Origin of the sequence: Sulfuricurvum sp., from assembly GCF_049277495.1 — a bacterium.
Lineage (GTDB): Bacteria > Campylobacterota > Campylobacteria > Campylobacterales > Sulfurimonadaceae > Sulfuricurvum.
The window spans coordinates 1-17000 of record NZ_JBASYM010000011.1 but is presented as its reverse complement, the minus strand read 5'-3'; the positions used below and the strand labels follow the sequence as shown (position 1 = coordinate 17000).

At 46.3% G+C, this 17000-nt stretch carries 16 protein-coding genes; 15 read left to right on the top strand and 1 reads right to left on the bottom strand.

Annotation, left to right across the window (positions count from 1 at the left end):
- Positions 1–63 precede the first annotated feature (63 nt).
- The 10 genes from WAO38_RS02265 (at position 64) to WAO38_RS02220 (ending at position 12096) form a co-directional block, all read left to right on the top strand.
- The gene (locus WAO38_RS02265) at positions 64–657 is read left to right on the top strand and encodes a TetR/AcrR family transcriptional regulator (protein ID WP_422233944.1); all 594 of its coding nucleotides are present in this window, start codon (positions 64–66) and stop codon (positions 655–657) included.
- Positions 638–1525 carry a hydrogenase gene (locus WAO38_RS02260; RefSeq protein ID WP_422233942.1) on the top strand — a complete coding sequence of 296 codons (888 nt, stop codon included), beginning with the start codon at positions 638–640 and terminating at the stop codon, positions 1523–1525. Before WAO38_RS02265 ends, WAO38_RS02260 begins: the two co-directional genes overlap by 20 nt.
- Complete coding sequence (locus WAO38_RS02255) at positions 1522–2817, top strand: nickel-dependent hydrogenase large subunit (RefSeq protein WP_422233940.1); 1296 nt, start codon at positions 1522–1524, stop codon at positions 2815–2817. Before WAO38_RS02260 ends, WAO38_RS02255 begins: the two co-directional genes overlap by 4 nt.
- Before the next feature lie 198 nt (positions 2818–3015).
- Positions 3016–4254 (top strand): hydrogenase small subunit, encoded by a 1239-nt coding sequence (locus WAO38_RS02250; protein ID WP_422233938.1) that lies wholly within the window; start codon positions 3016–3018, stop codon positions 4252–4254.
- Complete coding sequence (locus tag WAO38_RS02245) at positions 4247–6022, top strand: nickel-dependent hydrogenase large subunit (RefSeq protein ID WP_422233936.1); 1776 nt, start codon at positions 4247–4249, stop codon at positions 6020–6022. The genes WAO38_RS02250 and WAO38_RS02245 overlap by 8 nt, the downstream gene beginning before the upstream one ends.
- 10 nt (positions 6023–6032) lie before the next feature.
- The gene (locus WAO38_RS02240; protein WP_422233934.1) at positions 6033–6749 is read left to right on the top strand and encodes a cytochrome b/b6 domain-containing protein; all 717 of its coding nucleotides are present in this window, start codon (positions 6033–6035) and stop codon (positions 6747–6749) included.
- A gap of 105 nt (positions 6750–6854) precedes the next feature.
- Complete coding sequence (locus WAO38_RS02235; RefSeq protein ID WP_422233932.1) at positions 6855–8777, top strand: hypothetical protein; 1923 nt, start codon at positions 6855–6857, stop codon at positions 8775–8777.
- Positions 8761–11019 carry a carbamoyltransferase HypF gene (gene hypF / locus WAO38_RS02230; RefSeq protein ID WP_422233930.1) on the top strand — a complete coding sequence of 753 codons (2259 nt, stop codon included), beginning with the start codon at positions 8761–8763 and terminating at the stop codon, positions 11017–11019. The genes WAO38_RS02235 and hypF overlap by 17 nt, the downstream gene beginning before the upstream one ends.
- The gene (locus WAO38_RS02225; protein WP_422233928.1) at positions 11009–11566 is read left to right on the top strand and encodes a hydrogenase maturation protease; all 558 of its coding nucleotides are present in this window, start codon (positions 11009–11011) and stop codon (positions 11564–11566) included. The genes hypF and WAO38_RS02225 overlap by 11 nt, the downstream gene beginning before the upstream one ends.
- Positions 11566–12096 carry a HyaD/HybD family hydrogenase maturation endopeptidase gene (locus WAO38_RS02220; protein WP_422233926.1) on the top strand — a complete coding sequence of 177 codons (531 nt, stop codon included), beginning with the start codon at positions 11566–11568 and terminating at the stop codon, positions 12094–12096. Before WAO38_RS02225 ends, WAO38_RS02220 begins: the two co-directional genes overlap by 1 nt.
- Here the strand turns inward: WAO38_RS02220 and WAO38_RS02215 are convergent.
- Positions 12077–12769, bottom strand: a complete 693-nt coding sequence (locus WAO38_RS02215) for a transposase (protein WP_422233925.1) — start codon at positions 12767–12769, stop codon at positions 12077–12079. The genes WAO38_RS02220 and WAO38_RS02215 overlap by 20 nt on opposite strands.
- 123 nt (positions 12770–12892) lie before the next feature.
- Between WAO38_RS02215 and WAO38_RS02210 the strand changes: the two genes are divergently transcribed.
- The 5 genes from WAO38_RS02210 (at position 12893) to WAO38_RS02190 (ending at position 16878) form a co-directional block, all read left to right on the top strand.
- Positions 12893–13228, top strand: a complete 336-nt coding sequence (locus WAO38_RS02210; protein ID WP_422233923.1) for a copper-binding protein — start codon at positions 12893–12895, stop codon at positions 13226–13228.
- Positions 13225–13425 carry a hypothetical protein gene (locus WAO38_RS02205; RefSeq protein ID WP_422233921.1) on the top strand — a complete coding sequence of 67 codons (201 nt, stop codon included), beginning with the start codon at positions 13225–13227 and terminating at the stop codon, positions 13423–13425. The genes WAO38_RS02210 and WAO38_RS02205 overlap by 4 nt, the downstream gene beginning before the upstream one ends.
- Positions 13419–14762, top strand: a complete 1344-nt coding sequence (locus WAO38_RS02200) for a TolC family protein (RefSeq protein WP_422233919.1) — start codon at positions 13419–13421, stop codon at positions 14760–14762. The genes WAO38_RS02205 and WAO38_RS02200 overlap by 7 nt, the downstream gene beginning before the upstream one ends.
- Positions 14762–16096 (top strand): multicopper oxidase family protein, encoded by a 1335-nt coding sequence (locus WAO38_RS02195; protein WP_422233917.1) that lies wholly within the window; start codon positions 14762–14764, stop codon positions 16094–16096. The genes WAO38_RS02200 and WAO38_RS02195 overlap by 1 nt, the downstream gene beginning before the upstream one ends.
- A gap of 143 nt (positions 16097–16239) precedes the next feature.
- Complete coding sequence (locus tag WAO38_RS02190) at positions 16240–16878, top strand: hypothetical protein (RefSeq protein ID WP_422233915.1); 639 nt, start codon at positions 16240–16242, stop codon at positions 16876–16878.
- Positions 16879–17000: the final 122 nt, after the last annotated feature.

Sequence of the window (17000 nt, the reverse complement as noted above, 5' to 3'; positions counted from 1 at the left end):
GGCAAGCGTAGGAAACGGGGTTTTACTCCGTTTCCGTTTTCAAAATAAATATAGGAATAGAATTTGGCACGATTAACGAAAGAAGAACGCAGAGTTTCCATTATGACAAAAGCCTTGGAATTATTTTCCAAAGAGGGATTTTATCAAACGACAATGCCTACTATCGCTGAAAAAATCGGGATGAGTGTCGGGAACCTTTATAATTATTTTACCTCCAAGGAGATGCTGGCGAAAGATCTGATCCTTTACATCGCCAATATTTTAGGGGAAGAGATTCGGAAAATCAATGAAAGCCCTTTGAATACCAAAGAGAAAATCGATGCGATTGTCCATATGTATTTTAGAATCGCCCAGGAGCGTCCGGAAACGATCGAGTATTTTTTACGGGTCTATCTCTCCAACCGCGAAGTATTTCAAAACTGCTGCGAAGGGATGATCTGTGTTTCGGCATTTGTGACCGAATTGATGATTTTCTTCGAAGAAGGGGTCCGTTCCGGCGAGCTGAGAGATCAGGATTTTTTCAGCGCATTCGGACTTTTCATGGGATATCTAGGGGGAATGGTCTTTATCAACGGGGAGAAAATCCTCCCTAAACCGTTGGAGAGTTATGAATCCTCCATCTCTGAAAATATCTATTATGCCCTCAAAACCCGCTAAACTTAAAGTTATTTGGCTGCAGGGAATCACCTGTAACGGAAACACGCACTCTTTTTTAAATGATCCTTCCTTAGGGGTGTTTTTGGATAGGGTGGAATTTATCCATCATCCGCTTCTCCCTTGTACCCTCACTTTGCAGCAATTGGTCACCAAGGTTCCAAAGTCGGACATTCTTATTTTCGAAGGCTCATACAAGGGCGATTTTGAACGTGCCGGTATCACGATGAAAGAGCTTTTGCCGGTGCTTACCTCTAAAACAAAACATATTATTTCGATGGGAAGCTGCGCAAGTTTCGGGGGTATATTCAAAGAAGCGGATCCCGAACATATCAGCGGTATTTTGTTTGACAAAGAAAATGCGAGCGGACCTTTGAGAGAGATGAGGGAGAAAATAATCACTCTCAGCGGCTGTCCGGCCCATCCAGAATGGCTGAGTTTTGTGATCGATATGATTTATCATGGCAAGACGATCGCGGTGGATGAGTTTTGCCGTCCGACAGAGCTGTATGCCTATCTGGTCCATAACGGCTGTTTGCGCAACGAATATTTCGAATGGAAAGTTGACAGTGAGACCTTCGGGACCAAAGAGGGGTGTCTGTTTTACGACCAAGGGTGTCAGGGGCCGTTAACCCACGGCAGCTGTAATAAAATACTCTGGAATGGGGTGAGCTCTAAAACCCGTGCAGGGACACCGTGTTTCGGATGTACCGAGCCCGCTTTTCCCAAACGGGAGCTCTTTTCGACGAAAACGTACATGTCTATCCCCGCTGAAATGCCGCTGGGAATCCCGAAACGGAGCTATCTCGCCCTTGCGGGTGCGGCAAAATCATTTCATATTAAACGATTGGAAGAGAGACTGCTTAAATGATTACCCATCAGCTGATCGAACGGATAGAGGGAGAGGCGGTCATCGATTTTCGTTCCGATAAAGACGGACGCATTGAAGAAGCAAACATACGCTTTTTGCATTTTCGAGGGATGGAAGCAATTTTGGAGGGGCGAAATGCCTTGGATGCATTGGTGATTACGCCGCGCGTGTGCGGTATCTGCGGACACTCCCATCTGATTGCTGCGGTACGGATGCTCGAAAATGCTTATGCTGCTGCCGGGGCATCCGTTAAGATCACTCCGAAAGCACATTCGATACGAGAGATTACGCGAGTGTGCGAAGTGATCCAAAATCATATCAAGTGGCTTTATCTCGTTATGCTGCATGAGAGCGGGAAACTCTTAGGGACGGAGCCTTCTGTCGCATTGAAAGCTCTGTATGTCTCTTCTCAGGTCAACCAGCTGTGCGCTTTGTTTAGCGGGCAGTGGCCTCACAGTTCATACGCACTTCCCGGAGGGGTAACCTGTGATCCGACGCACATCGAGGTGATGCAGGCTCTGAAAATCCTTTCTGATGTGGAGTCTTTTATGGCCCAAGAGGTACTGGGATGCAGCAGCGAAATGTTTGAAAGCCGGATGAGCCGGGAATTTTTACTTTCGCTAAAGGGAGATTTCGGGACTCTTTTACGTAATTTTGAAAACTTAGATTTGCTGGATTCGGGGAAAAGCTACGGCCGATTTTTGGTGTTAGGTGAAGAGAAAACGGCCATCATGAATAATATACGGAGTGCTTCCGATATCGGTTTAGTCAGTGAGGACGATTCGCAGACCTTTGCTCAGGGGGGAAGCACGTATGCCAAAAATGCCCTCTATAATGGCGAATTTTACGAGACGGGTCCGCTGTCTCGTTCTATTGTTACGAAACGCCCCGGTGTTACGAATCTGTATCAACATTGCGGCGATACCGCTCTCACCCGTATTGCTGCACGTGTGGACGAAATGGTCTATCTGGTCGCGTATGTGAGAGAACTTCTGACCTCGCTGGATCTTTCCGAACCATCCTTTATAGCACCCTCAGCGATTGAGAGTATCAGCGCCGAGGGAATCGGCATCGTAGAAGCGCCGAGAGGTTCCCTGATCCACCGTGCCACAATGGAAAAAGGTAAAATCACGGCGTATTCGATTATTACCCCAACACAGTGGAATTTGGGTAACGGTACTCCTGAAATACCCGGAATTGCCCAAAAAGCGATGATCGGGGCAGAATCTTCGGCTAAAGCCTCTCTAATCTTTCGAACGTTTGACGTTTGCTCTGTCTGCACAACACACTAAGATAATTTTTTCTAAATAATCCCTTTGAAGGATTAATAATTTTTTTTTATCCTTCAAAATTACGAAATGAAACCCGCTGAATCCTGAAAATACATAAGAAAAATGTTTATTCAATAAATTTTATGCTTTAAATATTCGTTTAAGTTATCCAGACGTACAATACTGAATAGTAATTCATTACAAATTGAGGAGGGGATCATGTCCGATAAAATAGAAGCAGTCAAAAAACTGTTTACTTCGAAAAGTTCGCGTGTTGAAACGAACAAGGGTGATACGTATTATCAAGACTTGTTCGAAAAATGTGAAGCACGTTTAAATGAAATGCGGGCAAATGTTCCTGCCAACAGACTCGACTTTTCTGAACTTTTGGAAGAAAACGGAATTGATAGACGGGAATTTATGAAATGGGCGAGTGCAACAACTGCAATGCTGATGCTCCCTCCTATGTTTACTCCATTGGTCGCTGATGCGGCAATCATGATGAACCGTGCACCGGTTGTTTGGCTAGAGCTTCAAGACTGTGCCGGTAACTCCGAAGCTCTTTTGCGTGCGGACGGGCCAAAAATCGATGAGATCGTATTGGATATTATCTCCCTCGAATATCATGAAACATTACAGGCGGCATCCGGTTTCCAGGCTGAAAAGCAGCTCGATGAAGCGATGGAACATTTCAAAGGAAAATATCTTTTATTTGTAGAAGGTTCGATTCCGATGGGGATGAACGGTCAATATGGAACCATCGGTGCTGCCGGTGAAACATTCCATGATCATCTTGTCCGCTGTGCCGAAAATGCTGCGGCTGTTGTTGCTGTCGGTGCGTGTGCTACATTCGGCGGTATTCCTGCCGCATCTCCGAATCCTACCGGTGCGGTAGGGGTAATGGATGTCATTAAAAATAAACCGTTGATCAATATTCCGGCATGTCCGGCAAATCCGGCAAATATGGTCGGCGTGATCCTTCATTATGTACTGACGGGGCAAGTGCCGGAGCTGGATTCCCTTCTTCGTCCTAAATTCGCATTCGGTTACCGTATCCATGACAACTGCGAACGCCGTGCGCACTTCGATGCGGGTGAATACGTAGAAGAGTGGGGCGATACCGGAGCACAAAACAATTTCTGTCTTTATAAGATGGGATGTAAAGGACCAATGACCTTTAATAACTGTTCTATTGTCCGTTATAACGAAGGTGTTAACTGGCCGATCGGAGTAGGACGCGGATGTATCGGATGTTCGGAACCTGATTTCTGGGATAAATACGCGTATGAGCGTCCGATGGCCGATGCAAAAATCAAAGCACCTACGGGTGGTGTTGAAAAAACCGTTGACGAATTCGGTTTGGGTATGTTGACCGCAGCCGGTATCGGTATCGCGATCCATGCAGCAGCAAGCACCGTAGCAGGTAAACGAGAAAATTCAGGAGAGAACCATGAGTAAGCATATTGTAGTTGATCCAATTACCCGTATTGAAGGGCATTTGCGTATCGAAGCAGTCATTGATGATAATAATACGATCGTAGATGCGTACAGCTCTTCGACGATGTTCCGCGGAATTGAAACGATTTTGCAAGGGCGTGATCCACGCGACTGCGGATTGTTGGCAATGCGTATCTGCGGTGTTTGTACCGGTACCCACTATCAGCGTTCTATTGAAGCGGTTGAGGATGCATTTGATATTACGATCCCAAAAAATGCACGTATCGTTCGTAACTTGATTCAAGGTGCATTGTATGTGCATGACCACCTTGTTCACTTTTATCACCTTCATGCGCTGGACTTTGTCGATGTCGTTTCGGCACTTTCGGCAGATCCTGCAAAAACAGCCGCTGAAGCACGTAAATGGGCAACTGTTGCGGGGGAATCACCGTTTATTGACGGTGAGAGCGAATTTAAAGCGATTCAAGATCGCGTCGCTAAATTCGTGAAACAGGGGCGTTTGGGAATTTTCGGAAACGGATATTGGGGTAATGCTCATTATAAGTTGACGCCGGAACAAAACCTTATCGGGGTTGCCCACTATTTGCAGGCATTGGACATTCAACGTGATTTGGCAAAAATGCAGGCGATTTTCGGCGGTAAAAATCCGCATCCGCAATCGATTGTTGTCGGTGGTGTGACGTGTGTTCAGGATATTCAGAACCCGGCACGTATCGCATTGTTTAAATCATTGCTCCTTTCAGGACGCAAATTTGTCAAACAAGCGTATTTACCGGATGTTTACATGGCAGGGACGATGTATGCGGGTGAAGCAACAGATTCTAAAGCGACGTTTACTGAACTCATGGCAGGCAAAGGTGTCGGCGGAACCGGCGGCGGATTGCTGAACTACATGAGTTACGGTGATTTCCGCCTCGATGATACCGGCTTCTACAAATCAGCACTTCTTTTCCCAAGCGGTGTCGTTTACGGCGGAGACATCAGCAAAGTTGCTCCGGTAGATCAAGAAAAAATCGCAGAAGATGTCACTCACGCATGGTATAAAGGGGATAAGCCTCTCCATCCGTATGTAGGGCAAACAATTCCTGAATACACCGGTTTGGATAAACGTGAAGACGGTATCGCGTATCTCAAAACCAAAGAGAAATACAGCTGGATCAAATCGCCGATCTATAACGACACCCGTGTTGAAGTAGGGCCGTTGGCACGTATGGTGATCGGTGTCGCATCCAAAAATGAGCGTATTACCAAATACGTTACAGAGTTTTTACAACGCGGAAATCTTCCGGTTACTGTATTGTTCAGTACCATCGGACGTACTGCGGCGCGTGCGATTGAAACTTCATTGATGGCGGATGTCATGATCGAATGGGTTGATGAGCTTGCGGCCAACGTGGTGGCAGGAGATAAGAGCACTTGGACCGAATTTGATTTCGATAAAGTCAGTGTAAGTGCAAAAGGGCGCGGTATGGCGGAAGCTCCTCGCGGAGCACTCGGTCACTGGGTCAGCATTGAAAATGGAAAAGTTGCGAATTATCAAGCCGTCGTCCCTTCAACCTGGAATGCGGCTCCTCGTGATCATAAAGGACGCCTTGGTGCGTATGAAGCGAGTTTGATCGGAACCAAAGTTGCCAACCCTGAGCAACCGTTGGAGATCATCCGAACCATTCACAGTTTTGACCCTTGTATCGCCTGTGCGGTACACGTTGTCGATACCAAAGGTAAAGAGCTTGCTGTTTACAAAGTAGATACCTCTTGCAGTATCTAAGGAGATAATCATGAAACAGGGGTATAAACAAGTCAAGCGTATGACGCCTGCTATGCGAATCATTCACTGGGTGAATGCATTCAGCATGATCGGAGCCATCGTAACAGGACTGTATATCGGACATCCGTATTATCAGACGTTTATGGCGGATGGTGCAGTTGATAAGTATGTTATGGCGTGGAATCGTTATGGTCATTTTATTATCGCGATTATTTTCGATGTCACATCGGTTCTTATCGCTTATCTTTATTTTTTCAGCCGGTTTGAAAAACCGTATAAAAAACTGATTCCGAATAAGAAAAATATTACCGAGTTTAAAGCGGTATTGGTTAACCTGTTGACACTCAATCGTAATAAAGAGTTTGATTCATCACACTCGGACAGTTTCAATACGGTCTATTTTACGATTTTCCATTTACTGTTGATCTGGATGCTTTTGACCGGTCTTCAAATGTATGTACACGGGCTTGGATCGGGAATGAGTTCTATCGGATCATGGTGGCCATGGATGTTGCATCTGACAACAGACTGGACAATCGCGATTACGGGCGGTTCTTTGATGGACGTACGAATTTCTCACCATACGACGATGTGGATTATTATCTGCTGGGTAGTGTTCCATATCTACTATCAGGTTTGGAGAACTATTTTTTGGAAAGAAGCGGATATCGCCATCGTTATCGGCGGATCGAAGTTTGTTAAAGATGATTCACTTAAGGGTGAATGATTAACACTGCATAGGCTCGCCTGAGCCTGTGCACAATAGTCTTTTTATAATTCTCCCTCGGGAGAGCGATAAAAGAACTATTATTTTTGTGCATAAAGGGCAGTTATGGCATTTACGTTAGAGGTGATGACCTCTTTTTCTCAACCGACGATTAAAAACTATCTGATTTCAACGATCCGCTCTTTTAATATCAAAGCAGTAGTCCATCAACAAAAATCAAAAATCATCTGTGCCTTTGAGAGTAATCACGAAAAACTCCAAGAGTGTTTGGAAGCGATCGGGAATACCCTTCCGGCTTCGTGTTTTATGACAACGTCTCAACATTACGATATGGAGGGAGAACCTGAGTCGCTTCCGGATTTTACTCAGGAATATCCGCTCGGGCTGGGACTATGTCCCAGTTGTCAGAAAGAGATCTTTGACCCGGCATCCAAGCGCTACTATTATCCGTTTACCCACTGTACCCATTGCGGCGGACAATACGCTTTTTTTGAACATTACCCGTATGAACGGGCGAATACGGCACTTTCCTATGTAAAGGCATGTTCGACATGCGAAGAGGAATCACAAAACCTCGGACGACGCGAGAAACAGGTGCTTAATTCTTGCCATGAATGCGGAATACCGGTTAAATTGCTTCATAAAGATAAAGAGCGTTACGCCAATGATGCCGGAAGTTTTCGTACGATGTTTGAAGTCTCCGCCAAAGCATTGCGCGACGGTAAAACGCTTTTGATGAAAACGACGATGGGATACCGTCTTTTTTACCGTGCCGATAAACTCGAATACGGCTCCGTATTAATGCTGGTAAATGCAATGAAAATCACCGACTATTGTTCATTGATCCATGATGAATTCAACGCACTGCTCAGTATTGAACGTCCGATCTTGCATGTGGCGCTCAAAGACGAAACGATCCGAAGTACCTTCGGAACCTCTATCGATGTCAAATACCCGGATGACGGCTTTTCTATTTTGCTGGGAAAAGAGTTGAGTCTTTTGGGACTGGACTATATCGCCTATGAAGCGTTGGAAAAACCGTGCGACGCTGATTTTGTGATGGATTTCGACTTGAATATTCAGCATCAGAGCGATATGCGTCTTTTCATCAACAAAGATATTCGATTTATTACTTCAGGAGAGAGGGTTTCGTTTCCTTCTCGTCTTCCTTTCGGAACCGAAACGCTGAGTATCGCACACGGCCTTGTCGGTATCAAAGATGAAAACGGGATGCTGTTTGATCAGATGGAACGTTTTAGCTCAACGCAGGCCCATAAAGTCAATCAGCTCGAAACCGAGACCCCTTTGGTCGAATCGAGTAAGTTTCATGCGATTGCCGAAGATGAAGCCTCGTTTATGTCCGTCATCGCGGAGCATAATAAATTCGGAACCAAGGTGGTCGGAGCCTATTTTCAGGGAGAACCTTCTTTTCTCTATTATGATGGAAAAAAAGTGATCCGGGTCGTTCCTCCCCACACATTCAGTCCGGTAGGACTGATCGAGAAAATGGGCACATTGCGTGAGGGCTCGGACAGGCTGATGGGCAATATCAAAAACAAACTGCCGGAAATGTATGATTTGCTCTTAGAACTGGAACAAAGCAATGCCAACCTTTTTGAAGCGACGGCGATGATTCTGGGACTGGAAGAGAAAAACTATGAAGGGGTCATGAAAGAAGCGCTGAAGTTTATCGGCAAAGGCGGACTCCAAATTGATACCAAAGTACATGACAACCGATTTAATCACGTCGCCTTTTTATCCAGTATCATCAGCTATAAAATTGCCGGCGTAGATTCAGTTTATCTGAGCTATTCTATCTTCGAATCGTTCGGAGACTATTTCAGTGAGCTGTTAAATGAGATCAAAGGGAAAACCAAAGCAACCGATATCGTGTTGTGCGGAACCTATTTTGCAGGCCAATCTCTTTTTAGCCGGTTGCAGAGGAATTTGAAATCGACTCCTCCGCTGTTGAATGTGAACTATCCGATCGGGAAGGAAAATTGCGTTGTCGGTGGGGTCTTCTTATAATCAAAGCGTCAGCATCCTTGTTCAGGGGATAGTCCAAGGGGTCGGATTCCGCCCTTTTGTCTATCGTGAGGCTAAGCGCCATGGAATCGTCGGATACGTTATCAATACTCCTGACGGCGTTCGGATCGAGGCACAGGGGGCTCACTGTACAGCATTTATGGATGCTCTGCAGAAAAATCTCCCCGAACGTGCCCGTATTGATTCTTTCGTGATTGCCAAACGGGAACCTATGGATTGCCGTGAGTTTGAAATTCGCGAAAGTATAGAGGGAGAGGGGAATATTGCGATTCCTCTGGACACTGCGTTATGCCCTGCATGTCAAGAAGAGATGGATGATCCGCACAATCGCCGCTACCGATACCCTTTTATCAACTGTACCGATTGCGGACCCCGATATACGATACTCCAAATCCCTCCATATGACCGTGTCCGAACTTCAATGAAGAATTTCACGATGTGTTCTGCGTGCGAAGCGGAATACACGGATCCCGCTTCACGCCGTTACCACGCCGAACCGATTAGTTGCCCGCAATGCGGACCGCAGCTGAAATTTCTTGATAATCGCGGAAAGGCAATAGCGGGTGATCCGATAGAGCTTGCGGTGAGTCTGCTCAAAGCGGGGAAAATCATTGCCCTCAAAGGGCTGGGCGGATTTCATCTGATGTGCAATGCGACCGATGATGCGGCTCTCGGCGAGTTACGCCGTCGAAAACATCGCAAGGGAAAACCTTTAGCGGTGATGTTCTCTACCTTGGAACAGCTGGAAACGTATGCCGAGATCACCGATGATGAACGCTCGCTCATCACCGGTGCGGTCAAGCCGATAGTGATCGTAAAGGCTAAAGCAGGGAGCAATCTTTCCCCGCAGGTAGCTCCGCTGATCGATCGGCTCGGGGTATTTCTCCCGTATACGCCGCTTCATCGCCTTATTTTTGAACGAATCGATTTTCCGCTGATCGCGACAAGTGCGAATGTGAGCGATGAACCGATCCTGATTCGGACCGATGAGATAGTCAATCGCTTGGGAACTGTCGTCGATGGGATTTTGAGCCATGACCGCACCATCGTCAATGCTCTCGATGATTCGGTTGTGCAGATCGCACAAGGGAAAGTCGTGATGCTCCGGATGGGGCGCGGATTTGCCCCGCATACGATTGCCCTTCCGAATTCTTTATCTGGAAGCATTTTGGCGGTGGGTGCCCATCAAAAAAGTGCCGTGGCGCTGGGGGTTAAACAAAACATGATCCTCAGCGGTCATATCGGCGATTTGGGCAGTGTTGAAGCGGACAGCTATTTTGAACGGTCGATTCAAACGTTTAAGCGCTTTTACGACAGCGAACCGTCGCTTTATATCAGCGATTTGCATCCGACGTATTCCTCGACCCGATATGCGCTGACTCAGAAAAGGGGGCACGATACCCTGCAGCATCATTATGCTCATATTCTTGCCTGTATGGCCGAATTCACACTGAATGAAAAAGTGCTTGGATTCGCATACGACGGAACCGGATACGGAGATGACGGAAATCTTTGGGGCGGAGAAGTGCTGATCGCCGATACCCACAGCTATGAGCGGATCGGATGTTTAAAACCGTTTGCCCTCCTGGGAGGGGACAAAGCGATTAAAGAACCGCGTCGTATTGCCCTTTCTTTGTTGTTTGAATCGTATACTCTGGAAGAAGTGATGGAGTTGAAATCGCCGACAACGGAAGCTTTTTTACCGCATGAGATACGGACACTTCACCATATGTGGGTCAAAAAACTCAATTCCCCGATGAGCAGTTCGATGGGGCGTCTTTTTGATGCGGTTGCAAGCTTGGGCGGATTTATCCAGAGTCTCGATTACGAGGGGCAGGGAGGGATGATCATGGAGTCTTTTGTCGATGAATCGATGATGGAACCGTTTGAATTTAGTGTGTTGAACGGGGAGATCGATCTCTCTGGGATGGTCAAACACATTATTGTTTTGGCATCCGCTACGGACTCGAAACGGATCATCGCCAGCCGGTTGATCGCCACGGTTGAAGCCATAATACGCTTTTTCGCTACGATGCATCCCGAATTGCCGATTGTCATCGGAGGGGGGGTATTTCAAAACCACGCATTGATGTCCCGACTCTATCGCAGTTTTGGCTCAAGCCGATTTTATGCTCAGCGGCAAACTCCGATCAATGACGGCGGAATTGCTTTAGGCCAACTTTATTACGAAATACACAACACAAAGGAAAAGAATGAACGCTAAAGTCGCCTTAATCGGTTCGGGAAATGCATTTTTTATGGATGAGGGGATCGGGCTTTATGTCGGTAAATACCTCAAAGAAAATTTTACCTATGAACCGGCGCTCGATATTGTTGACGGGGGAACTTTGGGGTTTCGTCTGATGCCGCTGCTGCAGGAATATGAACATGTCCTGATTGCCAACACCAGCTCGGACGATAGCAAAGCGGTAGGAACGATCACCGTTATGAGCGGCGATGAACTGATCGCCAGCCAGGGGATCAAAAAAACGGCTAACGAGGTAGAAATTACCGAAATGCTTCAAATCTGTTCTATGGCAAATCACTGTGCGGAAACGACAATGATCAGTATCGTTCCCGAAGATATTATCAGTGTTTGTGTTGATGTAACTCCGGCACTGCGGGCACATTGGGAGAGATATATTGATGTGATCGTGGAAGAACTTGCTCAATACGGGATCACGTCAACCCGAAAAAGCGATGTCATGAATCTGGATGAGATTTTAGAGCAGTTTGCCAACCCGAGTATCGAATACGGAAAAGGGTTCTAATGTCGATCGTTGTGTTGGGGGTCGGGAATATTCTCGAAGAGGATGATGGGGTTGGAATTTATGCGGCAGCATTTCTGAGTGCCAACTATACGTTTAGTCATGATCTTCAAATCATCAACGGAGGAGTTGAGGGGATTAATCTCCTCAACCTCTTTTTAGAAAACGATCATATTATTATCCTCGATACGATCAATCTCGATGATGCAGCGGGAAGTATCTACAATATCCCCTCCTATGAACTCAGCGGTTACGGACTTAACAGCGGCGGTGCCCATGAAGTGGGTGTCATGCAGTGTCTGGATATGATTGAACTGATGGGACATCCTTTGCCCGAATCTAATGTAATTGGGATTGTTCCCAAAAGCATCACGTTTCATATGGGGCTGAGTCTAGAATTGGAAAACCGATTTAATGACTATATAAATACAGTTATAAACTATTTAAAAACTATTCAAATCCATGCGACACCGAATGCGTCGTTTAAAAGTCTGACAGAGATTATTGAAGCGTTTAAATATCCGAGCCGGTAGGACGGAAATAGAGCTGTTCGAGGATGTCGGCCCGTCGGTGCATCGGCGTATTGAACTTAAATTCCGCCTCTTTAAGATAGTAGGGGAAGTGTTCGTTGCTGACCCCTTTAAAGGTAGTAATAAACTGTTCAAAATAGTGCCAAAACTTGGTGATTGCATTGTCATGTTCGGAGATTTTGATGATTTTGCTGGTGCGCATGAATTTCGAAAACTCTTTAACATAGACTCCTTCGAGGTTATCTTCCAAAAATTGCTGTTTAAACATGCCCAGCGAGGGCATGAGAAGCGTGTACACATGTTGTTTGTAGCTGAAGGTCAAAAAGTTATGGGAGTCGAAAATGGCTGCTTTGTCACGGCGTTTTGATTTTTCTATGTAGAGATATTCTTCGTATTGAGACTCTGCAGTACGATAAATTTCATATTGGGCCTCGCAATACTCTGCACATAAATGACGGAACGTTTGATAGTATTTGAGGACGGTTGCATAGCTGAGTTCTAGAGTTTTGGAGGCGTTCAGAGCATTTTCATCTTCGCAAAAGAGCTGGATGAGGGCTTTGATCTGAGCGACCCGTTTCGTGCTGTATTTTTTTTTGCATACGGAACATTTGACCATTCCGTCACCCAGCGTGTAAAGCGGATGATGGCAGTAAAGACAGCGGTTTTGTTCTTTCATAGGGGTATTGTAGCGCATCAAGATTGCGGATAAGACAAACGCGTAACATTGTTATTATTAGATTAAATGATTTATGCCGTGTATGTGGTACACTTTTTAGCAATGACATATAAAGGAGTTAGGATGCGAGCGAAATTTTTGAGTGCGGTATGCTTTGGTGTATTGACCATCGGGTCAGGTGTGTGGGGAATGGATATGGAACATTCCCACTCTCAAGCCGCCGTTGCCACTGAACAAACGATCCACGCTACAGGGACGGTAAAGTCGATTGCCGACAATCACGAAAGTATTCGTATCTTTCACAATCCTATCCCCGAACTGCGATGGCCGTCTATGATAATGGCGTTTGACGTGAATGATCATGAACTGACCCATCCTTTGGAAATCGGAGACAAAGTAGGTTTTGACTTTATCCAAAAAGATGGGAAAAATATCATTGTACGGATGAAAAAGCAATGAATCCGATTCTCATCCTTGTTTTGATCGGGATTATTGGATATGCCGCCGAGACCAATGTATCGACCCCTGCATCCTCCGATGCGTTGAGCGGTAAAAGTGTTTATACGCCTCCATCCCGTTCGATTGACGTAGCCGAAGAGGGGTGTGTTCAAAAAGAGGACCAAAACGCAACGGGGCATGGAGGCGCAAAATGGTAGCAAAAACGGTCAGTGTATCGTTAGCGGCATTGTTTATCCTTTCGGGATGTTCCGCCATCTCTCAAAAAGAGGCGTTTGACTCCGTAAATCAGCTAACCGCAGAGCAAGGAGTTAAAAATCTGCAATGGATCAAAACGTCTCAAGAAGCGAAAAGTGTCGATGAAAGTGTACGAGCGCTTTTGTCGAAACCTTTGACTCAGGAAGATGCTTTACGGATTATGCTGATCAATAACCGTGCATTGCAGCAAAGCTATGAACATATCGGCATAGCCCAGAGCGAGTTGGTGGAAGCAGGATTGATGCGTAATCCTCTTTTGGGCTACAGTATCGGTCGAGGCAACGGTGTAAGCACGTCGACAATCAGTGTCGAAATAGCCTTTTTGGATCTTCTTTGGATCCCTCTTCGGCGCGAACTCGGGGGCTTGGCCCTTGAAGAGGCTATACTCACGGTCGGGGATAGTGTATTACGCAGTGCGAGAGATGCAAAGAAGAGCTACATAGATGCGCGCGTGTCGGAAGAAAAAGTGCTCCTTTACGGTCCGATTCTAAAATCGCATGAAGCTTCACTCCAACTCGCAGCTCGCCAATATACCGCAGGGAACCTCTCCAAGCGCGATATGCTCAGAATTCAAGAGAGCTATGAGCGTGCCCGCATCGAATCGATCAAGCTCTCTCGCCAAAACGCTACGGCGCGCGAAGCCTTAAATAAAACATTGGGGCTCTACGGAGAGCAAACTTATTATACTCTCAGCACAGAACCCCTAAAACGTATCGAGCCTGCCGTTTCAGAATCCGGATTGGAAAAACGTGCGATTGCCAACCGTCTTGATATGCGCAGTGCGATGAAATCGGTCGATTACGCCGCGGCACAAGCCGGATACAGTGAGAAAACACGTTTTGTCGATGAACTTGAACTTTCGCTAGAGAGTGAAAAAACAACGGGTGAAAAGCGGTTTAATACCTTTGGGATAAAACTTCCCATCCCTGTATTTGATTTTGGGCAGGCGCGGGTGAGCAAAGCGCAGGCGATCTACAATCAAAGCGTCCATCGCCTGTATGAGCAGGCGGTTAATATCCGTTCCGAGGTGCGTGAGGGGTATGCGCATCTTCGATATACGTACGATATAGCGCATTCGTACGATGAGGTGATAGTGCAAACCAATCAGCAGATACTGGAAGAGACACAGCTGATGTATAACGGTATGCTGGACGGTATTTACGAACTGCTCGAAGATCAGCGGCGTGCAGTCGAGGCAAAAATGGAAGCGCTCGATGCGCAAGGAGAGGTCCAAAAAGCGCAGGCCGATCTGGAATACACGATAGGGGGGAAACTCTAATGGGACACGATAGACGCGAATTTTTGGGTTTGGGTGCGGCATTGATCGCATCCGCGGCACTGAGTCCGAATCTCAAAGCCACAGAAGATGGGCATGCGGGGCATCAAGGGAAAAAACGTCAACTCACCCTCGTAAACGATCCCAAAAGAGTTCTCTCTCCCGCTACACTCATTACACCGCAAGAGGGGAAGAGCTACAAGCCCGTAGTAACCCTTAACGGCTGGAGTCTTCCGTATGAGATGAAAGAGGGGGTGAAAGAGTTTCATATAATCGCCGAGCCGGTAGTGCGAGAGTTCGCACCGGGTATGGTAGTGAACTGCTGGGGCTACAACGGCACAAGTCCTGGACCGACGATCGAAGCGGTGGAGGGGGATCGGGTACGGCTGATCGTCACAAACAAGCTGCCCGAACACACGACGATCCATTGGCACGGGTTGATCCTCCCGAACGGGATGGACGGCGTCGGCGGATTGACGCAGAGGGCTATCGCCCCCGGCGAAACCTATGTGTATGAATTTACCCTTCGCCAAAGCGGGACCTTTATGTATCACCCCCATGCCGATGAGATGGTGCAGATAGCGATGGGATGTATGGGGATGTTTATCGTTCATCCGAAAAACCCGCAATCGCATAAAGTGGATCGGGATTTTTGTTTTCTCCTTGCCAGCTATGACGTAGCGCCGGGTACCTATACCCCAAACCCTTCGACGATGACCGAGTTTAATATTTGGAGCTTCAACAGCCGTGTTTTTCCGGGGATCGATTCGATGAATGTAAGGGTAGGTGATCGTGTTCGCATCCGTGTCGGAAATCTAACGATGACGAATCATCCGATCCATATGCACGGACATACGTTCGAGGTAACATGTACCGACGGAGGATGGGTACCTAAAAATGCGAGGTGGCCTGAAGTGACCATTGATATTGGAGTGGGGCAAGTGAGAGCGTTTGAATTTGTAGCCACCGAAGAGGGAGACTGGTCACTGCATTGCCATAAGTCGCATCATACGATGGGGCCTATGGGACACAGCGTACCGAACATGATCGGGGTTAAACAAGATGACCTCACCGAAAAAATAAGCGATCTGATGCCAAACTATATGTACATGCCGATGGGAAAAAACGGGATGGCGGAGATGCAGGATATGGCTGAGATGGGGATGAAGCTGCCGGAGAATACCTTGCCGATGATGACGGGGAAAGGTCCGTTCGGACCTATTGAGATGGGGGGAATGTTCACCCTTGTCAAAGTTCGTAAAGATCAACCCAAAGACGATTATTCCGATCCCGGATGGTACCGCCATCCGCAGGGAAGCGTTGCTCGAAAACTATAAAAAGTGTTATTTGTACTTTTTATAGTTTAAACATAAGTTTTAGTCCTAAAAATATCTAAGAAATACATTTATTTAGGTTTCTTTTACCCTATTATTCTATAATAATCCTACTGAATGATTATTCATAAAAAAAGGACTTGAAAATGGAAATCGGTTTAATGATCATTTTTTGGTACGGAATATTACATGCGTTCGGACCTGACCATTTGACGGCAATTGCCGATTTCTCAATCGGTAAAGAGGCTAAAAAAACATTTATGATTGTTGGGGCTTTTGCCGTCGGACATGGGATAATGCTTTTTATGTTTGCAAAAATCTTGGAGCAGTATACGATTCCGGCAGAATTTTTATCGTACGGAGATATTATTGCCTCCACGGTCATTCTCTCTATCGGAGTTTATCTGCTCTATATGGTGTATGCGAATAAAATTCATTTGAAGACACATACGCATGAGCACAAAAGACATGTCCATATCTGGTTCGGCAATGAACATCAACATGAATCTTCTACGACTACATCAGCATTCGGTGTAGGGGTACTGATGGGGATCGGCGGGGTGCGCGGTATGCTTGTCACCCTCGGAGTCCTTCACGGACAAACGGTTGATATAACGATGATTATTGCCTTTATCGCAGGGGTCATGGTCGTCTTTTTTAGTTTCGGGCTGGTTATTTCGTGGATTAATAAAGATATTTTGACCAATATCAAAAATGTACGCCGGGTTTTTGCCGCAGTGGGAACGATTTCCGTTTTAGTGGGCGGAAATATGCTTTTGGCATAATAGAACAAAAATTAAAATTGCAATACAGGAGATTATAAATATGTGTAAAGATTGCGGATGTTCCATTACGGATCACGATCATCACCACGACCACGGCGGTCATCATGATCACAGTCACGATC

Excerpts from the sequence above, each read along its gene's own strand:
- WAO38_RS02205 (WP_422233921.1), top strand. The coding sequence starts at position 13,225 with ATGAATCCGATTCTCATCCTTGTTTTGATCGGGATTATTGGATATGCC.
- WAO38_RS02200 (WP_422233919.1), top strand. The coding sequence starts at position 13,419 with ATGGTAGCAAAAACGGTCAGTGTATCGTTAGCGGCATTGTTTATCCTT.
- WAO38_RS02225 (WP_422233928.1), top strand. The coding sequence starts at position 11,009 with ATGAACGCTAAAGTCGCCTTAATCGGTTCGGGAAATGCATTTTTTATG.
- WAO38_RS02250 (WP_422233938.1), top strand. The coding sequence starts at position 3,016 with ATGTCCGATAAAATAGAAGCAGTCAAAAAACTGTTTACTTCGAAAAGT.
- WAO38_RS02215 (WP_422233925.1), bottom strand. The coding sequence starts at position 12,769 with ATGAAAGAACAAAACCGCTGTCTTTACTGCCATCATCCGCTTTACACG.
- WAO38_RS02260 (WP_422233942.1), top strand. The coding sequence starts at position 638 with ATGCCCTCAAAACCCGCTAAACTTAAAGTTATTTGGCTGCAGGGAATC.
- WAO38_RS02235 (WP_422233932.1), top strand. The coding sequence starts at position 6,855 with ATGGCATTTACGTTAGAGGTGATGACCTCTTTTTCTCAACCGACGATT.
- WAO38_RS02240 (WP_422233934.1), top strand. The coding sequence starts at position 6,033 with ATGAAACAGGGGTATAAACAAGTCAAGCGTATGACGCCTGCTATGCGA.
- WAO38_RS02210 (WP_422233923.1), top strand. The coding sequence starts at position 12,893 with ATGCGAGCGAAATTTTTGAGTGCGGTATGCTTTGGTGTATTGACCATC.
- WAO38_RS02220 (WP_422233926.1), top strand. The coding sequence starts at position 11,566 with ATGTCGATCGTTGTGTTGGGGGTCGGGAATATTCTCGAAGAGGATGAT.
- WAO38_RS02190 (WP_422233915.1), top strand. The coding sequence starts at position 16,240 with ATGGAAATCGGTTTAATGATCATTTTTTGGTACGGAATATTACATGCG.
- WAO38_RS02195 (WP_422233917.1), top strand. The coding sequence starts at position 14,762 with ATGGGACACGATAGACGCGAATTTTTGGGTTTGGGTGCGGCATTGATC.
- WAO38_RS02245 (WP_422233936.1), top strand. The coding sequence starts at position 4,247 with ATGAGTAAGCATATTGTAGTTGATCCAATTACCCGTATTGAAGGGCAT.
- WAO38_RS02255 (WP_422233940.1), top strand. The coding sequence starts at position 1,522 with ATGATTACCCATCAGCTGATCGAACGGATAGAGGGAGAGGCGGTCATC.